24 protein-coding genes are annotated in these 24,648 nt (G+C 68.0%); 5 read left to right on the top strand and 19 right to left on the bottom strand.

Going from position 1 to position 24,648, the window contains the following annotated elements; all coding sequences use genetic code 11:
* Positions 1 to 120: 120 nt before the first annotated feature.
* From ODR01_RS17355 to ODR01_RS17420, 14 genes are all read right to left on the bottom strand, one after another.
* Positions 121 to 2,427 carry an MMPL family transporter gene (locus ODR01_RS17355; RefSeq protein WP_316978955.1) on the bottom strand — a complete coding sequence of 769 codons (2,307 nt, stop codon included), beginning with the start codon at positions 2,425 to 2,427 and terminating at the stop codon, positions 121 to 123.
* Entirely contained in the window at positions 2,424 to 3,026 is a 603-nt protein-coding gene (locus ODR01_RS17360; protein ID WP_316978956.1) for an outer membrane lipoprotein carrier protein LolA, read from the bottom strand. The genes ODR01_RS17355 and ODR01_RS17360 overlap by 4 nt, the downstream gene beginning before the upstream one ends.
* Positions 3,023 to 3,433 (bottom strand): acyl-CoA thioesterase, encoded by a 411-nt coding sequence (locus ODR01_RS17365; protein WP_316978957.1) that lies wholly within the window; start codon positions 3,431 to 3,433, stop codon positions 3,023 to 3,025. The genes ODR01_RS17360 and ODR01_RS17365 overlap by 4 nt, the downstream gene beginning before the upstream one ends.
* On the bottom strand, positions 3,430 to 5,103 hold the full coding sequence (locus tag ODR01_RS17370) for a glycosyltransferase family 2 protein (protein WP_316978958.1): 1,674 nt from the start codon (positions 5,101 to 5,103) through the stop codon (positions 3,430 to 3,432). Before ODR01_RS17370 ends, ODR01_RS17365 begins: the two co-directional genes overlap by 4 nt.
* Positions 5,100 to 5,453: an ApeI family dehydratase gene (locus ODR01_RS17375; RefSeq protein WP_316978959.1), complete on the bottom strand. Its 354-nt coding sequence runs from the start codon at positions 5,451 to 5,453 to the stop codon at positions 5,100 to 5,102. The genes ODR01_RS17370 and ODR01_RS17375 overlap by 4 nt, the downstream gene beginning before the upstream one ends.
* Positions 5,446 to 6,801, bottom strand: coding sequence for an AMP-binding protein (locus ODR01_RS17380; RefSeq protein WP_316978960.1), 1,356 nt, complete (start codon positions 6,799 to 6,801; stop codon positions 5,446 to 5,448). The genes ODR01_RS17375 and ODR01_RS17380 overlap by 8 nt, the downstream gene beginning before the upstream one ends.
* Complete coding sequence (locus ODR01_RS17385; RefSeq protein ID WP_316978961.1) at positions 6,798 to 7,340, bottom strand: COG4648 family protein; 543 nt, start codon at positions 7,338 to 7,340, stop codon at positions 6,798 to 6,800. Before ODR01_RS17385 ends, ODR01_RS17380 begins: the two co-directional genes overlap by 4 nt.
* Positions 7,341 to 7,365: 25 nt before the next feature.
* Positions 7,366 to 7,611: an acyl carrier protein gene (locus ODR01_RS17390; RefSeq protein WP_316978962.1), complete on the bottom strand. Its 246-nt coding sequence runs from the start codon at positions 7,609 to 7,611 to the stop codon at positions 7,366 to 7,368.
* Entirely contained in the window at positions 7,608 to 7,877 is a 270-nt protein-coding gene (locus ODR01_RS17395) for a phosphopantetheine-binding protein (protein WP_316978963.1), read from the bottom strand. The genes ODR01_RS17390 and ODR01_RS17395 overlap by 4 nt, the downstream gene beginning before the upstream one ends.
* Complete coding sequence (locus tag ODR01_RS17400; protein ID WP_316978964.1) at positions 7,807 to 8,562, bottom strand: lysophospholipid acyltransferase family protein; 756 nt, start codon at positions 8,560 to 8,562, stop codon at positions 7,807 to 7,809. Before ODR01_RS17400 ends, ODR01_RS17395 begins: the two co-directional genes overlap by 71 nt.
* Positions 8,563 to 8,632: 70 nt before the next feature.
* The gene (locus ODR01_RS17405; protein WP_316978965.1) at positions 8,633 to 9,280 is read right to left on the bottom strand and encodes a beta-ketoacyl synthase chain length factor; all 648 of its coding nucleotides are present in this window, start codon (positions 9,278 to 9,280) and stop codon (positions 8,633 to 8,635) included.
* A gap of 174 nt (positions 9,281 to 9,454) precedes the next feature.
* A complete protein-coding gene (locus ODR01_RS17410; protein WP_316978966.1) occupies positions 9,455 to 9,853 on the bottom strand; it encodes a hypothetical protein in 399 nt (132 codons plus the stop codon).
* 131 nt (positions 9,854 to 9,984) lie between these two features.
* Positions 9,985 to 10,470: an acyloxyacyl hydrolase gene (locus tag ODR01_RS17415; protein ID WP_316978967.1), complete on the bottom strand. Its 486-nt coding sequence runs from the start codon at positions 10,468 to 10,470 to the stop codon at positions 9,985 to 9,987.
* 150 nt (positions 10,471 to 10,620) lie between these two features.
* The gene (locus ODR01_RS17420; RefSeq protein ID WP_316978968.1) at positions 10,621 to 10,806 is read right to left on the bottom strand and encodes a hypothetical protein; all 186 of its coding nucleotides are present in this window, start codon (positions 10,804 to 10,806) and stop codon (positions 10,621 to 10,623) included.
* A gap of 57 nt (positions 10,807 to 10,863) precedes the next feature.
* Here ODR01_RS17420 and ODR01_RS17425 point away from each other — a divergent pair, with 57 nt between their 5' ends.
* Positions 10,864 to 11,901: an aldo/keto reductase gene (locus ODR01_RS17425; protein WP_316978969.1), complete on the top strand. Its 1,038-nt coding sequence runs from the start codon at positions 10,864 to 10,866 to the stop codon at positions 11,899 to 11,901.
* Between the two features lie 12 nt (positions 11,902 to 11,913).
* On the opposite strand, the gene ODR01_RS17430 is transcribed toward ODR01_RS17425, so the two are convergent.
* A complete protein-coding gene (locus ODR01_RS17430; protein WP_316978970.1) occupies positions 11,914 to 12,396 on the bottom strand; it encodes a hypothetical protein in 483 nt (160 codons plus the stop codon).
* 127 nt (positions 12,397 to 12,523) lie between these two features.
* Between ODR01_RS17430 and ODR01_RS17435 the strand changes: the two genes are divergently transcribed.
* Positions 12,524 to 14,560 (top strand): O-linked N-acetylglucosamine transferase, SPINDLY family protein, encoded by a 2,037-nt coding sequence (locus ODR01_RS17435; protein ID WP_316978971.1) that lies wholly within the window; start codon positions 12,524 to 12,526, stop codon positions 14,558 to 14,560.
* A gap of 532 nt (positions 14,561 to 15,092) precedes the next feature.
* Positions 15,093 to 17,723, top strand: a complete 2,631-nt coding sequence (locus ODR01_RS17440) for a glycosyltransferase family 2 protein (protein WP_316978972.1) — start codon at positions 15,093 to 15,095, stop codon at positions 17,721 to 17,723.
* Between the two features lie 88 nt (positions 17,724 to 17,811).
* Here the strand turns inward: ODR01_RS17440 and ODR01_RS17445 are convergent, their stop codons facing one another.
* Positions 17,812 to 18,807, bottom strand: coding sequence for an aldo/keto reductase (locus tag ODR01_RS17445; RefSeq protein WP_316978973.1), 996 nt, complete (start codon positions 18,805 to 18,807; stop codon positions 17,812 to 17,814).
* A gap of 119 nt (positions 18,808 to 18,926) precedes the next feature.
* Between ODR01_RS17445 and ODR01_RS17450 the strand changes: the two genes are divergently transcribed.
* Entirely contained in the window at positions 18,927 to 19,826 is a 900-nt protein-coding gene (locus ODR01_RS17450; RefSeq protein WP_316978974.1) for a LysR family transcriptional regulator, read from the top strand.
* On the opposite strand, the gene can is transcribed toward ODR01_RS17450, so the two are convergent.
* A complete protein-coding gene (gene can / locus ODR01_RS17455) occupies positions 19,804 to 20,421 on the bottom strand; it encodes a carbonate dehydratase (protein WP_316978975.1) in 618 nt (205 codons plus the stop codon). The two genes, ODR01_RS17450 and can, sit on opposite strands and share 23 nt — an antisense overlap.
* A 132-nt stretch (positions 20,422 to 20,553) precedes the next feature.
* Between can and glgX the strand changes: the two genes are divergently transcribed.
* A complete protein-coding gene (gene glgX / locus ODR01_RS17460; protein WP_316978976.1) occupies positions 20,554 to 22,698 on the top strand; it encodes a glycogen debranching protein GlgX in 2,145 nt (714 codons plus the stop codon).
* 61 nt (positions 22,699 to 22,759) lie between these two features.
* On the opposite strand, the gene ODR01_RS17465 is transcribed toward glgX, so the two are convergent.
* Positions 22,760 to 23,638: an MBL fold metallo-hydrolase gene (locus ODR01_RS17465; RefSeq protein ID WP_316978977.1), complete on the bottom strand. Its 879-nt coding sequence runs from the start codon at positions 23,636 to 23,638 to the stop codon at positions 22,760 to 22,762.
* A 276-nt stretch (positions 23,639 to 23,914) separates the two neighbouring features.
* Positions 23,915 to 24,634, bottom strand: coding sequence for a matrixin family metalloprotease (locus tag ODR01_RS17470; protein ID WP_316978978.1), 720 nt, complete (start codon positions 24,632 to 24,634; stop codon positions 23,915 to 23,917).
* Positions 24,635 to 24,648 lie beyond the last annotated feature (14 nt).

The following is a 24,648-nucleotide window of genomic DNA, read 5'->3' on the forward strand; positions in this document are numbered from 1 at the left end:
GAAGAAGCGCAGCCCGCAAGGGTGACGGCGAGGATGATAGTCATAACGACGCGCAAGACGGGAACTTCGACCTCATGTTGCATCTGTACTCTATACAACTCCTGGGACCGCCTCCACCTTCTATCGCGGGCGTCCCGATGCCGCACCGGGCGCCGCCAGGAAGGCGATGGCGATGCCCGTCAGCATGGTGATGCCGAAGGTCTGGACGGCGGCGGTGTGGCTGAAGGCCAGCAATCCGAACGACAGCATCGTGGTCAGGGTGGCCAGCGTCACCGCCGTCAACGTGGCGGCCTCGCCATCGCCGTCCTCGGCGCAGAAGATCGCGTAGTCGACGCCGATGGCCAGCACGAGAACCAGCGCCATGGCGGCGAAGAAGGTGAACGGCAGGCCGCACAGGGCGAGCAGGGCGGGGGCCAGAAGCACGGCGGCCGACGGCGGCGCCATGATGCGCAGGCCACCCCGCCATCCATGCCGCACCGCCAGAAGCGGCACCATCAGGAGGATGGAGGCGCCGAGCAGCCACACCGCCTGGCGGCGGTAGCTGCCGAGAAGGGCCGTCACGTCCGCCGCCGGATCGATGAAGCGTACGCCGGGCAAGCCGTCGCCGGCGCGACGCGCCGCCGCGGGGTCGGCCAGCCCCTGGAGCGCGACGACATGGAGGGCGCCATCCTTCGTGCCGTCGAGGACGAGCGCGTCGAGGAACGCGGCTTGGCCGGTGGCGCGCACCCGGCGCAGGTCCAGGAAACCGTCCGCGCGCCGTTCGCCGGGGCCGGGCGTCATGCCGAGGCGATCCTGCAAGGCGGCCAACTGCGATCTTTCCAGCCGCTCTTCGATCAGGCGGCGATTCTCGCTCTGCCGGGCCATCGACGGCACGAAATCGGCCGGAGACCGCCACCCGGCGAGGGCACCCGCCTCGACGAGGGGCGCCAGCCTGGCGGCGAGAACCTCCTCGCCGGCAAGGGCTTCCTCGTCATCCTTGGCCTCGACCAGGAAGAACTGGCCCGCCGTATCGATGCCGGCGAGGCGCTGGATCTCGTTTTGCTCGGAAACCAGGTGGGCGGGCAGGTCCTGCTGCCGCCGGATGTCGTCTTCGGTCCTCATCGTCGAGAACCCGACCACGCCGACGGCAAGCGCGGCGATGGCCGCCGTCATGCGCACTCGCCGCAGCCCGTCCTCCGTCCACAGCCGATGCGTCAGCGCCGCCATGCGCCGCCATGCCGCCGGCAGCGGGCGCGGGCGCACCCGGTCGAGCAGCGGAAACCACAGGATGACCGTCAGCAGCGAGGCCGCCACGCCGACGACGGAAAAGACCGCGACCTGCCGCAGGCCGGGATAGGGCGCGATGGCGAGCGCGCAATAGCCGATGGCCGTGGTCCCGGCCCCAAGGAGCATGCCCGGCAGGACGCGGCGCAGCCGTTCCACCGGCTCGGCGCGTGGTGTGAAGACCTGCGTGAAATAGTGGACGCCGTAGTCGACGGTGACGCCGATCAGGCCGGCGCCGAACAGAAGGACCGCGACGTGCGGGGTTCCGAACGCAAGCAGGGATGCCGACAGCGCGGCAACAAGGCCGGCCAAGATCGACAGCACGCCCAGGACCAGGGGCGTGACCGAGCGGAAGGCCAACAGCATCAGGGCGATGGCGCCGATGATGGCGCAGGCGGTAATTGCCGAGGCCTCGGCGAGGGCTTCGCTGGCGCCGGCGCGGGCATAGAAGATCGTGCCCAGGCGGAGAACGGAAAGCCCTTCCGCAGGGGCGCCGGCGGCGGCCATCGCCGCATCCCAGGCCCGCTGAAAACGGCCCTGGAATTCCAGCGCGAAGGGGTCGCCGGCAAGCGATCCCGAAACGACGATCCATACCCGGCCGTCGTCTCGGATGGTCAACAGCCCGTCGTCGGGGAAGGCTTGGCCGCCGAGGCCCGGAAGGCCTTTCAGGAATTCCGGGAACAACAGGAACGGGTCGTTCCTGAGCAGCCGGGAGTCGGCGAAACTGGCGAATCCATAAATCTGCGACAGCGCGCGATTGACGATGTCCTGCCCGCGGTCCCCAAGAAGCAGCCGGCGGTCGGCGTCCGAGAGCAGGCCCGCCCGGTACGGAAAGTACGCCGCGCCCAGGCGGGCGGCGGCCGTGGAATCCGGAACGGCATCCGCAGGCGACAGCACGCCGGAACGCGCCAGGCTCGCCGCCATCTCCGTGGCGGCCAGGCGGGCGAGGCCGCGGTCGCGGTGGCCCACCAGGACCACGATCCGGCGGGCGACCAGGTCGGTCATGGCCTGTTTGGCGCGCGCGACCGCCGGATCGTGATCGGCGACCGGCAGCAACGCCATGAGGTCGGTCCGGAAAGGCGCGCCGTCGGCGAAGCGCCAGCCAAGATAGCCGGCGGCGGCGACGATCGCCCCCAGCCAGAGGATGGCCAGCCGGCGCCTCATCGGGCCGCCGATTGCAACAGGGCGGCTTCGTCCGGTTCGAGCGGCCCCGCCGACCGGCGCTGATCGGAGAACCGGATGCGGTCGAAGTCGCCCTCCTGCCTGTGGATTTCCACCGTTTCGACGAACTGGCCGACCTCGAGGTCCAGGCGCCGGAAGGGCACGGCCGCCGTCCCGCCGTTCGAAAGGGGAACCAGGGTCAGACGGTTTCCGTTGCGGGTCACCGCGAAGGCGGTTTCCAGGACGCCCAGGTTGCCGCTCAGCGCCGCGTCGAGCATCTGGTAAAGGCGGGACATCATAGGGACTTGGGAAACCGGCAGGCGCAGGGATTCCGTCCCCGCCGCCTGTTGCAGAAGACCGGCCGGCGTGACCACCGTCGTCACGGCGAAGGGCGATTGCACGGTCCAGATCAGGCCTTCGCCGGGGGCCAGGACAAACCGCCCCTCGGAGATCAGCGGCTTGGAAAAACCTTGCAGGTGGCGTTCCTGGACGAACTGCCCGCGCACGATGTCACCCGGCCGGATGGCGGCGGGGTCCGCGTCTGCCGCGCCTGCCAAAAGGAACAGCGCGAGCAGCGCGGCGGGTATCCGGCCGAACGTCACGGCAGGAGACTCCGCACCTTCTCGCGAAGCACGGCCGGCGATTCGAACAGCATTTCCGACGTCGCCCCGTCCACCGCCACCTGCGTCGTCGTGGCCTTGGTCAGAACGGCGCCCGACGCGGCATCGGTGATCCGGTAGGTGATCCGCAGGCGGTTCTCGTACTCCGCGAGGCGGGCTTCGACGCTGATTTCCTGTCCGAACTGGATGGCCCGCACGTACTTGACGTGGAGCTCGACGACCGGCCACAGGTAGCCGGACTCCTTCATTTCGACGTAGTTGTATCCGATGGCGTCGAGCAGCGCGCAGCGGGCCTGTTCCAGGAAACGCACATAGCTTCCGTGCCAGACCACCTGCATGGGATCGAGGTCGTAGAATTGCACCTTGATGGCAACGGCGGCCGCGATCATCGGGGGGGCGACTCCTTGATGGCGAAATCGAAGAAATTGTACCACTGGAACGGGTCGAAAAGACATTCCGCCTCGAGCCGGCGGGCGTAGCCGGCGACGTAGCCGGCCAGCGCCGTTTCGCGGGCGCCGCGCGGCAGCGCAATCCGGTCGCTGAACGGCTCCAGCCGGGCTTTCCAGCCCGCACCCTCGCGGCGGCAGAAGAACAGGTAGACCGGGCATTCCAGCAGCGAACCGAGCAGCCATGGCCCCTGCGGGAAAGGCGCGACGCCGCCAAGGAAGGGGGCGGCGCAGACCCGGCCCTGCGAAAGGACCGGCACCCGATCGCCGGCGATGGCCACCCACTCGCCGCGGGCGATCCGCTCGCGCAGCGCGATCGCCATGTCGGGGCCGACGTCGGTGACCTGCATGACCTGTCCGGCCTCGCGGTCGCGGAAGCGCGCGACCAGCCGGTTGTAATGCTCGGCGTTGCGGCTGTGGGCCAGCACGGTCAGGCGGCGGCGCAGGTCGGGACGCATGAGGGCGCGCGCCAGTTCGACATTGCCGACGTGCGAGACGACCAGCAGGGCACCGCGCGGATCGGCCGCCGCGCGTTCCAGCGTCTGCGGATCGTCGATGGCCATGGCAGACGATGGGATTCCGCCCGTCCACGCCGCGAAGGCATCGAGGGCGCGCGACGCGAAATTCATGACGTGCCGATAGCCGTGCCACCAGGCGATGCGGCGGGGCGATCCCGCGACGGCGAAGGCGCGCGCGAGAAAATCGAGCGAGGCGCGTCGCTGGGTTTCGCCCGTGACGTAGAAGTAGAGGACGATCGGCGCCATCACCGCGCGGCAGCCGCCGCGCCCGAGCAGGCGATAGGCGGCGGCGATGAACCGCAGGCCCCAGAACGCTCCCCGCTCGCGCAGCTGGGCCCAGTGGGCCGTCGCTTCCAGCGGCGGGGGACGGTGGCGCAGGATGGAGGGGAGGCGAAACAGCGCGGTCAGGACGAGGCGGGTGTGCATCCAGGTGATGCGCAGGTTGTCGGCGAGGAGATCGAAGTTGGAAAGGTTGCCGGGCGGATAGGTGACGCGCACCGGCACCATGACCGGGGGCACGCCCCGCCAGAACAGGCGGACCATGATCTCGGTATCGAAATCCATGCGCCGGCCCAGCTTTTCGGCGGCGAGCAGGCGGCCGACCTCGTCCAACGGATAAACGCGCAGGCCGCACATGCTGTCGGTGATGCGAAACGACAGGGTTTCCACGAAGACCCATACGTGGGTCGCCCAGCGGCCGATCCGGCGGCTGCGCGGCACCGAGGCGTCATAGGCGGGATACCCGCTTACCACGGCGTGGGGGTGCGCGCGGGCGCGCGCCAGCAGTTCGGGAAGGGCGCCGAGATCGTGCTGGCCGTCGGCATCCGCCTGAACGGCGTGGGTGAAGCCGCCGGCGATGGCGTGCCGGAACCCTTCCGCGACCGCGGCGCCCTTGCCCTGGTTGACCGCCAGGCGATGGACGGTCACGCCATCGGAAGGGGCGTCGAGGGAGGCAATGGCGGCGGCGGCCGGCTCGTCGCTGCCGTCGTCGATGACGAAGACGGGCAGGCCCAGGGCCCGCAGGCGGCCGACGATGTCCGGCAACGCTTGCCAGTGGTTTCGGCTGGGCACAATGGCGCATGGCCTGATCGTCACGGCGCCACCGTCACCTGGCCCGTCGAACAGGCCTTGCCGTCGCGGCGGTATTCGAAGGACAGCCGGCCGTCTTCGCGCTGGTGGCGCAAGGCGAGGACGAGGGTGTCGCCGGGACCGATGGGGGAAGCGAACTTGACCTGGAACCGCTGTGCCGCCACCAGGTCGAGGCCCAGGCATTCCCGCGCGAAGGCGATGGCCCACTCGATCTGGACGACGCCGGGAAGGATCGGAAACGCCTCGAAGTGCCCCAGGAACCAGAAGAGATCGGCAGGGACGAGAAGGTCGAGCTCGGCGCGACCTTCCCGGACGCGACGGGCGAGGACGACGGGCGTCCGGGGCGCGTCATCCATGTTGCCGCTCCTCGAACAGAGCCACGAGATCGGCGGTGCGCGTCTTGCCCATGGGCCCGATCGGCAGCGCCGGCATGAAGCGCCAGCGCCGCGGCAATCCCGCCGCCTCGAGGCGGAAGGCAAGCTCGCGCCGCAGCAGCCGGCCGAGCCGGAACGGGCCGATCTCCGCCAGCTTGGCCTGTCCCGCCTGCGAGGGGACGACGACCGCCGCCAGGATCGCCCGTTCGCCGGGCAGCGCGATGGCGACGGCTTCGGCGACCAGCGGCGAGGCGGCGAGGGCCTGTTCGACCTCCGCCAGGGCCACGCGCTTGCCCTCGATCTTGACGACGCGATCGCTGCGGCCGAGGAGGGTGAAGCCTTCGGAAGACACCTCCACCCGGTCGTCCGTGGCGACCCACGACGTCTCGTCGACGTGCCGCGCCCGCAGCCGAAGGCGGCCGTCATCGCCCCGTGCCGCGGCGATCCCTGGCAGCGGTTTCCAGCAGCCGTCACCGCGGTCCCGGCGGCGCGTCGCGACGGCGCCCGTTTCCGTGCTGCCGTAGATTTCGTCGGTGGCGACACCGAAGATCCGGGCGGTGTCGTCCGCGGCCCATTGCGGCAGCGGGGCTCCCGCCGAAAGCACCATGCGCGGGCGGCGGTCGGGCGGAGCCGGCGGCAGGCCGCCCAGGCGGGTCAGGTGGGCTGGACTGGAGACGATGACGGCGCCCGGCGGCAGGCCGTCGATCAGGCTTTCCCAGTAGTCTTCCATGTGCGGCGCGAACGCCCGCCCGGTCAGCAACGGCCACACCACCTTGAAAGCCAGCCCGTAGATGTGCTGATGCGGGACCGTCGCCACGGCCGTCGCGTCGGGGGGAAGATCGGGCCATTGCGCATCCAGGGCCGCCGCCTCACGCTCCAGATGGAGCAGGCTTTTTTCGATGCGCTTGGGGGCGCCGGTGGAGCCGGAGGTGAAGAATTCGATGAGCCCGGCCTCGGGGCGGCAGGGGATCGGTTGCCCGCCCCCGGCCCCGTGCCGAAGCGCGATGCGCGGGCCCGGCAGGTCGGGCTGATCCGACACCAGGTGGTCGAAGGCGCCGGCCAGGCTGGCCAACGTGCCCGGCTGCACGTTGGGGAGAACCACGGCGGTGGCTCCGGCCGACGTCAGGCCGAGGACGGCGACGAGAAACAGGTAGCTGTCGCCGCAGACGACGGCGCCGCGGCGGCATCCGGCGGCGGCGACGGCGTCGGCCATGGCCGCCGCGTCGGCCCGCAGATGGCGTCGCGTCAGAACGTCGCCGGCGTACCAGCTGACGGCGACGGCATCGTCTTCGGCCTGGGCAAGGACGGAGGCGAACGACAGCGGCTTCATTCCGCCCCGCCCTTCGCCCGCCGCCGGACCCACCGGCGGACCACAAGCTCGCCGCCCATCAGGAGGCCCATGAGAAGATAGGACAGAAGCCCGTTGTACAACGCCCAGACGGCGGGGTCCTCGGCCAGGGCCGTCCAGCCGGAAACGCCGGCATTGGCAAGCAGGAAGAAAAACCAGACGAGCGTGACCCGCCGCATGTACCGGCGGGCCGGCGCCGTGGCGACGGTTCCGGCCATAGCGGCGAAGCGCTCGACCAGTGTCGGAGGGAACAGGAGCGACCCGCCGAATGCCGCGGCGAAGGCCAGGCTCATGAGGACCGGATAGGCCTTGGCCGCCACCATGCCGTCGATGGACAGGAGCGCCAGCAGGCCGAGGCCGACGGCGGCGAGGGCGCCCAAGACGACCGCGTCGCGCCCTTCGCCGCGCAGCCAGACGGCCCGTATCGCCAGCACGGCGAGGGCCAATCCGACGAACGCGGCCGGCGGCACGTGGCCGATCCCGGCATAGACGATGAAAGGATAGGCGGCGCCGAATGCCACCAGGGCGAAGCGGGATGCGCGGGGTCTACGCGTTGAGCAGGGAATGGACACGGTCGACCACATCCCCGACCGTCCGCACGGACTTGAATTCTTCGGGCTTGAGCTTGCGCCCGGTCAGGTCCTGGAGCTTCACCATAAGGTCGACGGCGTCGATGCTGTCGAGATCGAGGTCCTCGAACAGCCGGGCGTCCGGGCTGATCTTGTCGAGCGGAACCTCGAACACGGTTTCAAGGAAGCTTTGCAGCTTCAGGAAGATTTCGTCACGGCTCATCGAACGGCCTCGCGATGCGCGCGGACGAATTCGGCGAGGTTGCGAATGCAGGCAAAGCTTTTCTTCACTTCATCCGAGGCGGAATCAATCTTTATCCCATAAATCTTCCGGATCGAAACGCCGATCTCCAGCGCGTCGATGGAATCCAGCCCAAGGCCGGCATCGCCGAAAAGAGGCTCGTCGCTGTCGATATCTTCAGGCGAAAGATCTTCGAGCTTGAGCGTCGTGACGATCAGCGTCTTCAGTTCGGATTCCAGGTCGCCCATGCTCGCATTTTTCCACGTAATATTGACGCACAAAGGTTGCCAATCTTCGCACCGCCTGCGACCGGAAGGGATATCCCAGGAAGGCGGAAATGTCCAGCCGCTCCCCAACCTCCACGTGAAAAACCGGGCGGATTCGGGGGACGTCGTACCAGGCTCGTCCCTTGGGGAGAAAGACGGGTGCACAATTTATGGTCGTAAGACAGAGATCCGTCCGGGCGGCGAACGCAACGTTGGCGAAACCGCGTTTCACGACCATCGCCTGTCCCTCGACGCTGCGCGTTCCTTCCGGGAAGATGATGACGTTGTCGCCGCTCCTCAGGGCGTCCGCGCAGCGCTCGACCAGGGCCTCCGGATCGAGGTCGTTGCGGATATAGCCCGCCCCGGCGACCACGGGACGCAGGAAGGGGTTGGCCCAGATCTGGTGCTTCACGACGCACTGCACGCGCGGCAGCATCGACATGAGGATCACGACGTCGAGGAGCGACGGGTGGTTCGAGACCACCAGCAGGCCCCGCGCGTTCGCAAGAAGCGGACGGCCGGAGACGTGAAGCTCGATGATCCGGAAGAAACACAGCGCGCGGATGAAGATCCGAAAACTGGTTTGGATGAGGAACTGGATCCGCCGCTTGCGGGCCAGCGGGCCGCGCGACAGCCAGATCACGGGAGGGAAGAGAGCCGTCGCCATGGCGATTCCGCCCAGTCCGAAGGCCGCAAACCCGACCCCGGTTCCCGCCACCCGCCAAAGCCGTTCGAGCCTATACACGGCGCCACCGCCACATCATGCGGTCGCCGCGGCAGGCCGCCTCGGGCTCGCTTGAACAGAGGAAGGCAAGGAAGGCGGTGGCGAGATCCTCGGATTGCCCCGGCGCTTCCGCCGTCCCGGGAGTTGCTTGCACCTCGATGTCTCCCACACCCCGCGGCGGTTGCAGGGACAGCGCGAGGACGGTGCCGGCGTCGTCGTCTGCGACCCCGGCATAGGCGTCCGGCAGCGGTTCGTCGTAGTGAACCAGGAGCACGGGATCGCTCGGCCTTTCCGACAGACAGGCCGCCGCCTCCATCAACCCGTAGCCAAAGGTGTCGGGACCCGCGGCCAAGGCGGTGTGTCCCTGGCGGTTTCCCATGGCGATGGACATCGCGCCGGCGAGGGCATGGTGGACCGACATGCTGAAGTCGGCGGGCGAGACGGTGTCTTCCCTGGCCAATGTCTGCAACATCGAAAAGGTGCGGGAATACTCGCCGTGGCGGGAGGAAAAAATGAAACGAGTGTTTTGTTCGGGAGCCAGCGACCATGCCGCGGCCAACGCCCGCCGCCCGAGGGGCGTCACCCGCCGGCGGATCGAACCGGGAAGCACCTGTTCACACGGCCGGGCTTCCGTGCCCATGGCGCCGCGCCAGGCGTTCACACTAATCCTGAATTCCCCCATCCCTAAGGTTCCGGCCGTCCCCTGTCGTGCAATCCGCCCATAAGCCCCCGCCGGCGGATTCCAGGTTGGCGCTGGTGTTTGTTTTCGTCTCGCTTCAGTTTTCCCGATGCTATCACGCGCGCGTTGCGATGGGCATGCCCTTTACGTCCGAAATCACTTTTTCCTGAATGCCGCCAGGGAAAGCCGTTCCTGGATGTCGCGGTCCAGAAGGATCACCCACTTGCCGTAATTGTGGTGGATATTCCCCTGGCTATCGAGAAGACCGCGGCTCGTGTTGTAGACGATGCTGTAGGACGTCTGGGAATACTTGAGGTCGATGACCGCCTCATAGGCCGTTGGCTTGATCAGCGTCGCCACCAGATGCCCGTCGGCCTTCTTGTCGACCATCCAGCCCCGGGCAATGGCCGCCTCGGCGATCTCGTTGCCGATCTCGGTCACGGAAAGCTTCTGCGCGGAATACGGGACGGGATGGTTGTCGACATTTTGGATCGGCCGCGCGGCGCAGGCGGCGAGGAAGAGCGCGACGGCAATGATGGGAAACCTGAACATCATGCTGGATCCTTATGCTTCTGCCGTTCGCAACGATAGTGTGCCGGCATCCGATATACAACCGTGGCAAATATGCCGGGGCCGCGCGGTGAACCTCCGCGCGTGCTCCGTTTGCGCGGAAATCCCGCCTATTCTCAATGAAGAGGGAAGGAATAGTAGAGCGTGACGGACTCGGCACCCGGATTGGTGTCGCCCACGCCGGCGTTCGATATGTGCGAGAACGCCATGCCCAGGCGGGATCTGTCGTCGAAGCGATAGGCGACTTCGAGTTGCGAGCGGATTTCGAAGGCGCTGCCGAGGTCTTTTCCGCTGCCTTCGTGGTAATACCCGGGGGCCACGCTGGGCGAAATCACCAGGCGGCGCCCGAAATAGAAATCCGACAGCACGCCGGCGTAGGCGTGCACCGACCCGTCCGTGGTCGCCATGACGCCGGCCAACGGCTTGAAGATCCAGAAACGAAAGCCGGAGCGATATTCGGCCCGTGCCTCGACGGCGGTGTCGTCCTGATGCACAACGTCAAACCAGCCGCCGCCGACGGCCAGGAAATCAGGATCTTCGGCGTGGGCCGGCATGACGGCAATCGCGGCCAGGAAGGCACCCAGAAAGGCTTTGAGCATCATTCGATCCCCCCCGGACAATACGGACAGTTCCGGCATGTGGCGCATGGCTTATAGGGACACGATCCTACGTCATCACTTGCGGCGAATCGACAAAAATCAGACCGTCGAACCGGCAAGGGCTTTCGCCACACCCTGCCGCCTGTGCCTCCCTCAGGCCGGCTTGGCGGCCGGCGAAACGTCGTCTTGGCCGAACGTCAGCATGTCGTCCTCGTCGCCGCAGGACAGGCGGTCGAAGGTGCCGAGGTCGAAACCGGTGACGGCGGGCGGATCGGCCGCTTCCCCCGCCCAGCGCCGGTCGAAGAGGTCGAACAGGCCGCGCAGCGAGGCACATACCATTGGAAAACCCCTGATCTGGATGCCATCTTGCGTCGTGAACGATCAAGGAGACAGCCCATGACCACCGTCAACGATTCCACCGCCGCCATCGCGCTGCCGACCCGCCGGTTGGGGCGCACCGACATGGCGATCACCCGCGTCGGCTTCGGCGCCTGGGCCATCGGCGGCGCCGACTGGGCCTTCGCCTGGGGCAGCCAGGACGACCGCGACTCCGTCGCCGCCATCCGCCATGCCGTCGAGCGCGGCATCAACTGGATCGACACCGCCGCCATCTATGGCCTCGGCCATTCGGAAGAGGTGGTACGCCAGGCCCTGGTCGGCCTGCCGACCGCCGAGCGCCCGTACGTGTTCACCAAGTGCGGCCTGGTGTGGGACGAGGCGAACCGCGTCGCGGCGCCCAGCAAGGCGGGCGCCGCCGCCAGCCTGCGTCGCGAGGTCGAGGCCTCGCTCAAGCGCCTCGGTGTCGAGCGCATCGACCTTTACCAGATGCACTGGCCGGCCGACGACGTGCCGCTCGAGGACTACTGGCGGACCCTGCTCGACCTCAAGGCCGAGGGCAAGGTGCGGGCGGTCGGCCTGTCGAACCACAGCGCGCAGCAGCTCGAGGCGGCCGAGCGCCTGGGCCATGTCGACACCTTGCAGCCGCCCTTCTCGGCGATCCGCCGCGACGTCGCCGCCGCCGAGCTGCCCTGGTGCCATGCCCACGACACCGGCGTCATCGTCTACAGCCCCATGCAGGCCGGCCTGCTGTCCGGCCGCTTCTCGGTCGAGCGGGCGCAATCGCTTCCGAAGGACGACTGGCGCTCGCGCAGCGCCGAATTCACCGGTGACAAGCTGGCCCGCAACTTGAAGCTGGCCGAGGCGTTGAAACCCGTCGCCGAGCGCCATTCCACCAGCGTTGCCGCCGTTGCCGTCGCCTGGACGCTGGCCTGGCCGGGGGTGACGGCGGCCATCGTCGGCGCCCGCAGCCCGCAGCAGGTCGATGGCTGGCTTGACGCCGCGACGCTCGAGCTGACCGCGAAGGACATGGCCGAGGTTGCCGCCGCCCTCAAGGCGACCGGCGCCGGCGGCGGCCCCCTGTCGCCCGCCGCCTGAACCGGGCAACGATCAGGAGCGGCGTCCGTCTCGTTCCGCCGAGCCCCAGGCCAGCACCGAAAGGACGAGGGCGACCAGGGCCAACAGGTTGAGTCCGGCACCGGCCGCGTGGGAGTATTCCCACTGGGTCCGCAGCGCCTCCCAGCCCGGCGGTACCGTCGTCCAATTGGCGGTCGCCCGGTTGGCCGGGAAGGTGTAGATCCAGAACAGTGCCTGGGCGCCGGCCAGGCCGAGGAACGCCAGGCCCGCCCAGCGGGCCGCGGCCGGTTGGCGCCACACCAGGATGGTCAGCGTCAGCGTCGAAGCCAGCGCGCCGACGACGACAACTCCCAACAGCGCCCAGCCCCGATAGATGGCCTGCGCGGTGAAATAGGCCGCCTCGGGCAGATCGATCTTGTTCGGAAGCGCGAGGAGATGGGCGAGCGACGGCCCCAGGCTCAGGCCGACGAACAGGAAGGCGAAGAAGTAGGCCCACTTCTGACGAGCGATCGACATCACAGGTTAGCTGGGAGGAAGACGCCGGCAGGTCAAGGACGAATGCCTCCTGGTGCGCGGCCCGGCGGATCGGGCTAGACTGCCGGCGCGACCGGCAGGGGCGCTCAAGGCGAGGAGAGGGATCGGCGTGTTCGACAAGGGGCAATCGGCGGACGATCTGGTCCAGCGCGGGTTGGCTCTGCATAAGCAGGGACGGCTGGCCGAGGCCCGCCCTCTTTATGCCGCCGCCCTGGCCAGCGATCCCGGGCACGCCGAGGCGTTGCACCTGATGGGGTTGGCCGCCTATCAGCAAGGCGATTTCGACGAGGCCTTGGCGCGTATCGAGGCGGCCATCCGCCAGCGGCCCGGCGTCGCCAAGTATCACAGCAACCGGGGCAACGCGCTCAAGGAAAAGGGACGGTTGGAAGAGGCCATCGCCGCCTACCGCCAGGCCATCGCCCTCGATGCCGCCTTCGCCGACGCCCCCTTCAACCTGGGGGTGGCGTTGCGCGAGGCTGGCGACGCGCCCGGCGCCGTCCGGGCCTTCCAGGCGGCGCTCCGGCTCAATCCGTCCAACGTCGACACCCGGCAGAACCTGGCGACCGCGCTCTATTCGCTGGGCCGGCACGATCAATCCATCGATCTGTTCCGCGAAGTCCTCAAGGCTCGCCCGAATGCGGCCGAAGTCCACTTCAACCTGTCGCAGACCTTGGAAAGGGCCGGCCGCTACGCCGAGGCGATCGCCGAGGCCCGCGTCGCGCTCGCCCTCGCTCCCGCCTACGCGGCGGCGGCGGCGGCGCTCCACTTCCTGATGCGGCGCTGTTGCGCGTGGGAGGGCATGAGCGAGGTGGCCGCCGTCGTCGATGCCAACATCGACGCCGCCGGTCCCGGCGTTCGCGTCGCCGAGACGCCGTTTCTCAACGTCGGGCGGTGCGACGATCCGGTCCGCAACCTGGCGGTGGCCCGAAGCTGGGGAAACGCCCTGGCGAACAGCGTGTCGCCGCTGTTCGAGCGACGGCCGCCGTCGCCCCGGGCGGAGGGGCGCATCCGCCTGGGCTATCTTTCGTCCGACATGCAGAGCCACGCGGTGGGGCAACTCATGCGGGGCCTTCTGCGCCGCCACGACCATGGCCGCTTCCACGTCTCGGTCTATTCCTACGGCCGCGACGACGGCAGCGCCTACCGGCAGGACATCGTCCGGGCGTGCGACGCCTTCCTCGACATCCGCGACCTCGCCCACGCCGACGCGGCGCGGCGCATCCACGCCGACGGCACCGACATCCTGGTCGACCTCAACGGCTGGACGCGGGGTCACCGCCTGGCCATTTGCGCCTATCGGCCGGCGCCCGTCCAGGTCGGCTTCCTCGGCTATCCCGGGACCACCGGATGCCCGTTCATCGACTACGCCATCGTCGATTCGGTGGTCGTTCCCCCCGCGCATGCCGGCCTCTTCAGCGAGGCGCTCGTCTTCCTGCCGGACTGTTATCTGGTGACCGACGACGGCCAGGCCATCGCCGGGCGCGGCCCGTCGCGGGCCGAAGCGGGCCTGCCGGCGGACGCGTTCGTATTTTGCTCGTTCAACGGGCCGGCCAAGGTCGAGCCGGTCATGTTCGATGCCTGGATGCGCATCCTGGGCGCCGTGCCCGGCAGCGTGCTGTGGCTGCGCCACGGCGACGATCTGGCCGACGCCAACCTGCGGGCGGAAGCGGAGCGCCGGGGCGTCGCCGGCGATCGCCTCGTCTTCGCCCGCGCGGTGCCGGGCAAGGACGACCATCTTTTCCGCATGGGGCTGGCCGACCTCGGGCTCGACACCCGCATCTACAACGGCCACACTACCACCGCCGACACCCTGTGGGCGGGGGTGCCGGTCGTCGCGCTGGAAGGCCGCCACTTCGCCTCGCGTGTCGCGGTGAGCTGCCTCAAGGCGGTGGGGCTCGACGAACTGGCGACTCCCACCCTCGACGCATACGAGGCCCTGGCCATCCGCTTGGCGTGCCGGCCGGACGAGATCGGGCGCCTGCGCGAACGGCTGGCGGCCAACCGCCTGGCCTTCCCGCTGTTCGACACCGCCCGGTTCGCCCGCCACATCGAGCAGGCTTTCGAGACCATGTGGCGGCGCCATGAAGGGGGCGAGCGGCCTTCCCCCATCGTCGTCCCGCCCTGTCGCGCGGTGCCCACGCCATAAATCCGCCACGATCATTCTCTATCCATCATAACCGTGATCGGAGCGGTGGAACGAGGGGAAATGGCGGAATCGAGCCGGGAACGGGCGGAAAAGGTATGCCCTAAGCCCTTGAAAAGATTCCCGTCAGGCCCCCTTGCGAATCCTGGCGATTTGGATAGAATTCGCGGCCGATGCGTTGGGGCGTTTTCCCTGGCTTGTCGTAGGAGTTGGGTTGTGGTCGCCGGTTGTCTGTCCGCCTCTCGTGGGGCGGCTTTTTTCTTGGGAAGGCCCTTCGCCCCTGCGGCGTTCCGCTCCGGCGCTTTTCATATTTCTTTTTGGCGGAACAACGAGCGTCCGCCCGATCGTGACGCCTGGCCGAGTCTCCGGCGGGTGGGAGCGGCTTCGTTGGCTTCCCTTCCCTGACGGGGTCGAGCCGTCCTACCTCCGAATTTCCCGGAACTGAGCTCTCCACACATCGATTTACAGAAACAGGGTCCGTCCCAACATTCGTCATCCGATGAAGCAGGGCGTCCCGACAAAAGAACAGACGGTCATGAGAATCCTCAACTACCTTGCGATCATCCCCTTTGCGGTGCTTTCCGTGGTGCTGTGGGCCATGGCCGATCGATCCTCCGACGAGCCGAACTGGCCGGACCGCGTCAAGGGGGTCGCTTTCTCGCCCTACCGGCTCCAGCACAATCCCGTCAGCGAGATCGACCCCACGCTCGACGATATCCGCGCCGACATCGAGCTCCTGGCCGGCAAGGTGACGAACCTGCGCACGTATACGGTGAAGGGCACGTTGGGCGACATCCCGATGCTGGCCGCCGACGCCGGCATGACGGTGACGCTGGGGATCTGGATCAACGGCGACAAGGCGGCCAACGAGGTCGAACTCGAACGCGGGATCGCCATTGCCAAGGCCAACCGCAACGTCACGCGCGTCATCGTCGGGAACGAAGTGATGGTTCGCCGGGAGCTTGAGCTCAAGGAACTCGTCTCCTACGTGGACAGGGCGCGCCAGGCGCTGGCCAAGCGCCGCATCCCGGTGAGCACGGCCGAGACCTGGGATATCTGGCTGGCCAACCCCGAACTCGGCCGCCATGTCGACTATGTCGCCGCCCACATCCTGCCCTACTGGGAAGGCGTCCATCTGGATTACGCGATGGACCACGTGAGGGCGCGCTACGCCGATCTCAAGACCACTTTCCCGAAGCTCCCCATCGTCATCGCCGAGGCGGGTTGGCCGTCCACCGGCCGTGCCCGCAAGGACGCCGTGGCCTCCAACGCCAACGAGGGCATCTTCCTGCGCCGTTTCCTTTCCGAGGCGCACCGGGAGCGCTGGGACTATTCACTGATGGAGGCCTTCGACCAGCCATGGAAGGCCATCTCCGAAGGCGCGGTCGGCGCCTACTGGGGCGTCTGGGACGCCGAGCGCAACGCCAAGTTCTCGTTCACGCAACCGCTCCGCCACCTGCCGCAGTGGCCGGGCCTGGCCATCGCGACGGCGGCCATCGCTTTTGCCTCGCTGGGCTTCCTGCTGCGCGACGGCACCCTGCTGAAAAACCGCGGCCGCAGCTTCCTGACCATCGTCGCCCATGGGGTGGCGGCGGGCGCCGTGTGGATCGGCTTTGAATACTTCAACCAGTACATGACGCCGCTCAGCATTTCCATCGGCATCGTGCTTTTCATCGGTTTCTTCGGCTTGGCCGTGGTGCTGCTGACCGAGGCCCACGAGATGGCCGAGGCCGCCTGGGTGAAGGCGCGTCGCCGTTCGTTCGCCCCGGCCCCGGTCGCTTCCGGGGCGCCGTTGCCCAAGGTCTCCATCCACGTGCCGGCCTACAACGAGCCGCCGGAAATGATGATCGACACCTTGAACGCGCTGTCGCGCCTCGACTATCCAGACTTCGAGGTGCTGGTCATCGACAACAACACCAAGGACGAGGCGGTGTGGCGCCCGGTCGAGGCGCATTGCCAGCGCTTGGGCGAGCGGTTCAAGTTCTTCCACGTCTGCCCGCTGGCCGGCTACAAGGCGGGCGCGCTCAACTACATCCTCGAACGCACCTCTCCGGATGCCGAGGTGGTGGCCGTCATCGACAGCGACTACATGGTCTCGCCCGACTGGCTCAAGGATCTGGTGCCGCACTTCAACCGGCCCGAGATCGCCATCGTCCAGGCGCCGCAGGACTACCGCGACGAGCACGAAAACATCTTCAAGAAGATGTGCTACGCCGAATACCGCGGCTTCTTCCACATCGGCATGGTGACGCGCAACGACCGCAACGCCATCATTCAGCACGGCACCATGACGATGATCCGCACCCGCGTGCTGCGCGACGTGGGCGGCTGGGCCGAGTGGTGCATCACCGAGGACGCCGAGCTAGGCCTCAAGATCCTGGAGAAGGGGTGGGAGGAAGCCTACGTCGAGAAGTCCTATGGCCGCGGCCTGATGCCCGATACCTTCATCGATTTCAAGAAACAGCGCTCGCGCTGGGCTTTCGGGGCCATCCAGATCCTGCGCAGCCATACGCGCGACATGTTCAGCCTGACCCAGTCGCGCCTGACGCTGGGCCAGCGCTACCACTTCCTGGCCGGCTGGCTGCCGTGGATGGCCGACGGGCTCAACCTCGCCTTCACGCTGGGCGCGGTGCTGTGGTCGATCGGCATGCTGATCTGGCCACTCGCGGTAGAGGCCCCGTTGGCCGCCTGCGCCATTCCGCCGTTCGCGCTGTTCTCGTTCAAGCTGATCAAGCTGCTGGTGCTTTATCGCGCCCGCGTGCGCATCCCATTCTCGCTTTCCGTCGGCGCCGCGGTGGCCGGTCTGGCCCTGTCCCACACCGTCGCCAAGGCGGTGATCGCCGGTTTCCTGACCAAGGAACGGCCGTTCTTCCGCACGCCGAAGTGCGAGAACAAGCCGCTTTTCGTGCAGGCCCTGCTGGCCGTGCAGGAAGAGGTGGCACTGCTGGTGGTGCTGGTCGGCATGGCCGTTGCCGTGTGGATGGTCGATACCGGCTGGACCTTCGAGGTCCGCGTGTGGTGCGGCATGCTGGTGATGATGGCGCTGCCCCACCTGGCGGCGCTCGCCATGTCGATCCTCAACGTCCTGCCGGCCCGCCGTCCGGCGCTGCCCAGGGTCATGCCCCAGGCGACCAAGCCGGCCGGCGATACCGTCTCGGCAGGCTGAACGGCTTTCGATATTCCGTTCCATGCGAAACCCCCGGGGGCGACCCCGGGGGTTTTCGTTTGGGGGCGGTGCCTTGCGGCGGGACCCTTCAGCGCTTCTCGCTGTCCAGGTGGGCCATCAGCGGCGCCGGATAGCGCTCGCCGGCCGCCGCCCCCTTGGGCACGGCGCGCTCGATGGCGGCGAGGTCTTCGGCGGTGAGGGAGAGATCGAGCGCGCCGAGCGATTCGGCCAGCTGGTCGCGGCGCCGGGCGCCCACCAGCGGCACGATGTCCTCGCCCTGCGCCGCCACCCAGGCGACGGCCATCTGCGCGGCACTCGCTTCTTTGGCTTCGGCCAGCCGGCCGAGGGCCTCGGCGAGCGCCAGGTTGGCCTCGGCGTTGGCGCCCTGGAAGCGCGGGCTGCGCGAGCGGAAATCGCCGGGGGTCACGGCCTCCTTGCGGAAGTGGCCGCTGATCAGGCCGCGTGACAGCACGCCATAGGCGGTGATGCCGATGCCGAGTTCGCGCACGGTGGGCAGGATGGCGTCCTCGATGCCGCGCGAGATCAGCGAATACTCGATCTGCAGGTCGCAGATGGGGTGGACGGCGGCGGCGCGGCGGATCGTTTCCGCGCCCATCTCGGAAAGCCCGATGTAGCGCACATAGCCGGCCTTCACCATGTCGGCGATGGCGCCCACCGTATCCTCGATCGGCACCTGGGGGTCGAGCCGCGAGGGCCGGTAGATGTCGATGTGGTCGAGCCCGAGGCGTTGCAGAGAATAGGCCAGAAAACTCTTTACCGCCGCCGGCCGGGCATCGTACAGGGACCAGCCGCCGGCCGGGTCGCGCAGGGCCCCGAACTTGACGCTGACGATCGCCTTGTCGCGGGCGACGCCCTTCAAGGCCTCGCCGATCAGCATCTCGTTGTGGCCCATGCCGTAGAAGTCGCCGGTATCGAGCAGGGTGACGCCGGCCTCCAGCGCCGCGTGGATGGTGGCGATGCTTTCCTGGCGGTCGGCCGGGCCGTACATGCCCGACATTCCCATGCAGCCGAGGCCGAGGGCGGAAACGGTGGGGCCGCCGGTCCCCAATCGACGCTGATGCATATCCTTAATCTCCTTGGCAGTAGATCGGCCGTCGTCGGCCCGCTGACAAGGAGTATGGGGTCTGGCGTGGCGTTCGATAATCCGCTATTCATGCTACAGGTTGTGCGGATTTACGAACAATGATGGGACCCGATCTCGGCGATCTCGGCGCTTTCGCCGCCGTCGCCCGGCATCGCAGCTTTCGCGGCGCGGCGAGAGTGCAGGGCGTTTCCGCCTCGGCCCTCAGCGAGGCGATGCGCCGGCTGGAGGCGCGGCTGGGCGTGCGCCTGCTCAACCGAACGACCCGCAGCGTGACGCCGACCGAGGCGGGAACCCGGCTGCTCGAGCGCCTGGTTCCGGCGCTGGGGGCGGTATCGGGGGCCCTCGACGCCGTCAACAGTTTCCGCGACAGCCCGGCCGGCACGCTCAGGCTCAACGTGCCGACCATCGTGGCGCGCCTCGTCCTGCCGCCGATCGCCGCCGAATTCCTGAGGGCCTATCCGGGCATCGCGCTTGAAGTCAGCGCCGAGGACAGCTTCATCGACGTGCTGGCGGCCGGCTTCGATGCCGGCGTGCGTTACGACGAGCGGCTGGAGAAGGACATGATCGCCGTGCCCATCGGGCCCCGCGTCCAGCGCTTCGCGGCGGCGGCGGCGCCCCCCTATCTGGCGGCGCACGGCCGGCCGGCGCACCCGCGGGATCTGCTTGGCCATGCCTGCATCCGCCATCGCTTCGCCAGCGGCGTCGCCCTGCCGTGGGAGTTCGAGCGCAACGGAGAAATCGTCCGGCTGAGCCCGGCCGGGCCCCTCGTCGCCAACACCCTGGAACTCGAGCTGGCCGCCGCCCTTGCCGGCCTCGGCATCGTCTACACCTTCGAGGAATGCTTGGCCGGGGCGCTGGCCGAGGGCGCCATGGCGCCGGTGCTTGAAGAGTGGTGGCAGAGCTTCTCCGGCCCCTTCCTTTACTACGCCGGCCGCCGCCACATGCCGGCGCCGCTGCGCGCCTTCGTCGACTTCATCAAGGCGCGGCCGGCGGGCTGACGCGCCCGCAGTGGAGATCCCGTATCCGGCCGTCGCTCAGCCGATAAATCCATCCGTGAACGGCCAACCGCTGGCCGCGTTCCCACGCCTGGGTGACGATCGGCGAATGGCAGACCGCCTCCACCTGGTGGGCGACGTTGAGTTCGCACACCCGGTCGACCCGCGCCTCGTGGTCAGGCAGATCGGCCAGCGCCTCGCGATGCTCCCGGCAAAGGTCGCGCACCGGGGCCAGCCAGTGCCCGACCAGGCCCTCCGGCGAGCCGTCGAGCACGGCCTGGACGCCGCCGCAGCCGTAATGCCCACAGACGATGATGTGCTTGACGGCAAGCTTCTCGACGGCGAACTGCAGGACCGACATACAGTTGATGTCGGCCGGATAGACCAGGTTGGCGATGTTGCGGTGCACGAACACCTCGCCGGGCTCGAGCCCGGTGATGACGTTGGCCGGCACCCGGCTGTCGGAACAGCCGATCCACAGGAATTCCGGGGTGTGCAGGGCGGACAGGCGGCTGAAGTAGCGGGGGTCCGCCGCGATGCGTTCCTGCGACCACCGGAGGTTTTCCTCCAGCAGATCGTCCGGTGTCTTCTTGTCCATCCGCTGCCTCCGCTGGCCGGTCGCGTCCTGCCACACAATATAGGGATGATGGCGGGAGTTCGGCCACACTTCGCAGCCTTCGGTGGAACCATCCATCCGCCCCGGACGGTTGCAAATCCGAGGAGACCCAAGATGGACGCGTCCGACTATCGCATCTGGCCCGGCCGGCCCTTTCCGCTGGGCGCGACCTGGGACGGTTCGGGAACCAACTTCGCCCTGTTTTCCGCCCACGCCGAGAAGGTCGAGCTTTGCCTGTTCGACGACGAGGCCGAGGCCGAGATCGCGCGCATCGCGCTGCCCGAGTACACCCAGGAAATCTGGCACGGCTACCTTCCCGACGTCAGGCCGGGCCAGCATTACGGCTACCGCGTGTACGGGCCCTACGAGCCGGCGGCGGGACATCGCTTCAACCCCCACAAGCTCCTGATCGATCCTTACGCCAAGGCCCTGGTCGGCGACCTCAAGTGGCACGACGCCTTGTTCGGCTACAAGGTGGGCGACAAGGCGGGGGACCTCAGCTTCGACAAGCGCGACAGCGCCCCATACATGCCGAAATGCCGGGTGATCGACCCCGCCTTCACGTGGGGGCGAAAGCCGGAACCGCGCCCATGGCACGAGGCGGTGATCTACGAGATGCACGTCCGCGGCTTCACCATGCGCCATCCCGAGGTTCCCGAGGCGATGCGCGGCACCTTCGCCGGGCTTTCCACCGGCCCCGTCGTCGATTATCTGCGCGGCCTCGGCGTGAACGCCGTCGAGCTGTTGCCGGTTCATGCCTTCGTGCAGGACCGTCACCTGATCGACGCGGGCTTACGCAACTACTGGGGCTACAACACCATCGGCTTCTTCGCGCCGCACCCGGAATACCTGGGGGCCGAACGGTTGAGCGAATTCAAGGTGTTCGTCCAGCAGATGCACGACGCCGACATCGAGGTCATCCTGGATGTCGTCTACAACCACACCGCCGAGGGCAACCACCTGGGGCCGACGCTGAGCTTCCGGGGCATCGACAACCGTTCCTACTACTACCTGATGGAGGGCGACGAGCGGTACTACAACGACTTCACCGGCACCGGCAACGCGCTCGAACTGCGCCATCCCTATGTGCTGTGCATGGTGATGGACAGCCTGCGCTATTGGGTCCTGGAGATGGGCGTCGACGGCTTTCGCTTCGACCTCGCCACGACCCTGGCCCGCGTCGCCGGCGAGTACAACGAGCATGCCAGCTTCCTCGACGCGGTCGCCCAGGACCCGGTGCTGTCTTCCGTCAAGCTGATCGCCGAGCCATGGGATACCGGGGCCGGCGGCTATCAGGTCGGCAACTTTCCGCCCGGCTGGGCGGAATGGAACGACCAGTACCGCGACACCATACGCCGCTTCTGGAAGGGTGACGAGGGGCAGTTGGCGCCCTTCGCGTCGCGCTTCTCCGGCTCGGCCGACATCTATGGCCGGCGCGGCCGGCGGACCTGGGCGTCGGTCAATTTCATCACCGCGCACGACGGCTTCACGCTGAGAGACCTGGTCAGCTACAACGACAAGCACAACGAGGCCAACAACGAGGACAACCGCGACGGCTCGTCCAACAACAACAGCTGGAACTGCGGCGCCGAAGGACCCACCGACGATGTCAAGGTCCATCGCCTGCGCCGCCAGCAGTGCCGCAACCTCCTGGCCACCCTGCTGCTGTCCCAAGGCGTGCCGATGATCCTTTCCGGCGACGAAGTGGGCCGCACCCAGGGCGGCAACAACAACGCCTACTGCCAGGACAACGAGATCAGCTGGTTCGATTGGGAAGGCATCGACGAGGAGGGCCAGTCCCTGCTTGCCTTCACCCGCCAGTTGATCGCCCTCCGGCGCGGCCACATCGTCTTTCATCGCAGCCGCTTCTTCCACGGCCAGATCATTCCCGGCACCGAGGTGAAGGACGTCGTGTGGCTGCGCCCCGACGGCGCCGAGATGGAAGGCGACGACTGGAAGAACGGCGCGACCAAGGCCCTGGGCGTGCGGCTCAGCGGCGAAGCCGGCCTCATGCACTTGAGCGAGCGGGGCGAACAGGAACTCGACGAGACGTTTCTGCTGCTCATCAACGCCTCGCCCGAAAGCGTCACCTTCAAGATGCCCGCCGATCCCCCCGGCGCCCGCTGGGAGGAGGTGCTGAATACCGCCGCCGACATGGCCGACGAGGCGGCGGCCAAGCGCTACGCCGCCGGCCGTACCTGCCCGGTCGCCGGCAATTCGCTCCACCTCCTCAAGATGCACAGCCCGCAGGAGGCGTGACGGCGGCAGGGGAGGAGGGGGATGCCGAACCGAATCGATTCCCCTCGTACGCCCGCCCTACCTACCCGCGATGCGGCGGGAAGCGGTTCAGCGGGATCTTGAGGTAGGAGACGCCGTTGGCTTCCGGCTCGGGCAGCCGGCCACCCCGCATGTTGACCTGGAGCGCGTCGACCATCAGGGCCGGCAGCGGCAGCGTGGCGTCTCGCTTGGTGCGCATCGCCACGAAGGCGTCCTCGGTCATGCCGTTGAGGTGGGGGTTGTCGCGGCGCTGTTGGCCGACCGTCGACATCCAGCGCGTCTCGCGCCCGTTGGGGCGATAGTCATGGCCGGTAAAGAGCCGGGTGTCGGAGGGCAGCGCCAGGATGCACTGGATGCTGCGATAGAGTTGGGCCGCGTCGCCGCCGGGAAAGTCGGCCCTGGCCGTGCCGCCGTCCGGCATGAAGATGGTGTCGGCCACGAAGGCGGCGTCCCCGACCACATACGTGACCGAGGCCGCCGTGTGGCCGGGCGTCGCCATCACCCGCACGTCGAGGCTGCCCACGCTTACGTGCTCGCCGTCGGCCAGCAGGCGGTCCCATTGCGAACCGTCGGCGGCGAAATCCGCGAGGTTGTAGATCTTCTTCCAGATCTTCTGGACGGCGATGGTGCCCTCGCCGATCGCCATCGGGGCGCCGAACTGCTCCTTGAGGAAGGCGGCGGCCGAGAAATGGTCGGCGTGGGGGTGGGTATCCAAGATCCACTCGACCGTCAGCCCGTTGTCCTTGACGAAGGCCACCATGCGTTGGGCGAAGTCGGTATAGGTGGCCCGCGCGCAGCGGTCGTAATCGAGCACCGGGTCGATCAGGGCGCAGCGGCCGGTTGTGGGGTCGGCGGCGACGTAGGCGACGGACCCGGTCGATTCGTGGAAAAAGCCGGTGACCTCGGGTCGGTTGACGATCATGGCCCTTACCTCCTGGAGCAGCGGGCGGCCCGATATTTAAGCCACCGCGGCGGTGCTTGCGGTAGCACAATTTTGGGCTAAGCCTTCACGCTTCGCGGCAATGTCTTCAATCTGAAAGGGGCGCAGATGGACAGCGGCGAGGATTCCCCGCCCGGCCGGAAAATCGTCCGCACGACCTATGCGGGGAACTTCCTCGACCGCGGCGGCCCGTCCCTCAGCTACCGCAAACGGCCGAAGTACCAGGTTCGGCCGGCGCGGATCAGGTCCGCATCGCCCTCAAAGTCGGGATTTGGGTGAAAGACTGGCGGATGCCGATGGCCGCACGCCGTAAAGCGAGACGATGCCGGCGATGTCGCCTTCGGTCAGCGCATCGAGGCTCTCCTGATAGGAAAAGGCCATCACCTCGCCCTCCGCCCCCGGATGATCGAGGCCGACCGCGTGGCCGACCTCGTGTGCCAGCACGCGGCGCAATTCGTAGATCGTGGTCTTGCCGTCGCCCGTGCCCCCGGCCCGCCAGGCGACCATGGGGTTGAGGCAGACCGTCGCCTGGCCGAGCCTGGCGAATTGGCTGCCTTGTACCGGCTCGTGCTGGACATTGGTATAGGCGATGCCGCGAGGCTCCGCCTGGGCACCGATCACGATGTCGGCGGTGGCCGCCGAGGCGGCGGGAACGAACGTGATGTCGGCCACGTCCTGCCACATGGAAAGCGCGCTTTCCAGCCGCTCGTCGAACGCCGCCCTGGCGATCCCGGAGGCGCCCAGCAATCCGGTGAGCCCCGTCATCGCCTGGCAGTTGATGGCCCCCGGATCGTGGCGCTCGCCCTCCAGCACGGCATAGCTGACCGTCGCCCCGGTCTGGAAGGCGGGGGGGCCCCACTTGATCAGGGTGTCGTCCAGCTTGAGCAGACGGAAGCCGCCGGCCGGAGCCTCCTGCGCCCCCATGCACAACATCAGCGCCGCGCCGGCAAGGATCCTGAGCCCGCGAAGGCACCACACGGAGCATTCCGCTC

Origin of the sequence: Shumkonia mesophila (assembly GCF_026163695.1) — a bacterium.
GTDB classification, from domain to species: Bacteria; Pseudomonadota; Alphaproteobacteria; order Rhodospirillales; family Shumkoniaceae; genus Shumkonia; species Shumkonia mesophila.

Coding starts and splice junctions, on each gene's coding strand:
- ODR01_RS17415 (WP_316978967.1), bottom strand. CDS start 10,470: ATGATGCTCAAAGCCTTTCTGGGTGCCTTCCTGGCCGCGATTGCCGTC.
- ODR01_RS17420 (WP_316978968.1), bottom strand. CDS start 10,806: ATGGTATGTGCCTCGCTGCGCGGCCTGTTCGACCTCTTCGACCGGCGC.
- glgX (WP_316978976.1), top strand. CDS start 20,554: ATGGACGCGTCCGACTATCGCATCTGGCCCGGCCGGCCCTTTCCGCTG.
- ODR01_RS17380 (WP_316978960.1), bottom strand. CDS start 6,801: ATGAAGCCGCTGTCGTTCGCCTCCGTCCTTGCCCAGGCCGAAGACGAT.
- ODR01_RS17355 (WP_316978955.1), bottom strand. CDS start 2,427: ATGAGGCGCCGGCTGGCCATCCTCTGGCTGGGGGCGATCGTCGCCGCC.
- ODR01_RS17465 (WP_316978977.1), bottom strand. CDS start 23,638: ATGATCGTCAACCGACCCGAGGTCACCGGCTTTTTCCACGAATCGACC.
- ODR01_RS17445 (WP_316978973.1), bottom strand. CDS start 18,807: ATGCATCAGCGTCGATTGGGGACCGGCGGCCCCACCGTTTCCGCCCTC.
- ODR01_RS17395 (WP_316978963.1), bottom strand. CDS start 7,877: ATGGGCGACCTGGAATCCGAACTGAAGACGCTGATCGTCACGACGCTC.
- ODR01_RS17390 (WP_316978962.1), bottom strand. CDS start 7,611: ATGAGCCGTGACGAAATCTTCCTGAAGCTGCAAAGCTTCCTTGAAACC.
- ODR01_RS17365 (WP_316978957.1), bottom strand. CDS start 3,433: ATGATCGCGGCCGCCGTTGCCATCAAGGTGCAATTCTACGACCTCGAT.
- can (WP_316978975.1), bottom strand. CDS start 20,421: ATGGACAAGAAGACACCGGACGATCTGCTGGAGGAAAACCTCCGGTGG.
- ODR01_RS17440 (WP_316978972.1), top strand. CDS start 15,093: ATGAGAATCCTCAACTACCTTGCGATCATCCCCTTTGCGGTGCTTTCC.
- ODR01_RS17400 (WP_316978964.1), bottom strand. CDS start 8,562: ATGGCGACGGCTCTCTTCCCTCCCGTGATCTGGCTGTCGCGCGGCCCG.
- ODR01_RS17425 (WP_316978969.1), top strand. CDS start 10,864: ATGACCACCGTCAACGATTCCACCGCCGCCATCGCGCTGCCGACCCGC.
- ODR01_RS17410 (WP_316978966.1), bottom strand. CDS start 9,853: ATGATGTTCAGGTTTCCCATCATTGCCGTCGCGCTCTTCCTCGCCGCC.
- ODR01_RS17430 (WP_316978970.1), bottom strand. CDS start 12,396: ATGTCGATCGCTCGTCAGAAGTGGGCCTACTTCTTCGCCTTCCTGTTC.
- ODR01_RS17375 (WP_316978959.1), bottom strand. CDS start 5,453: ATGGATGACGCGCCCCGGACGCCCGTCGTCCTCGCCCGTCGCGTCCGG.
- ODR01_RS17450 (WP_316978974.1), top strand. CDS start 18,927: ATGATGGGACCCGATCTCGGCGATCTCGGCGCTTTCGCCGCCGTCGCC.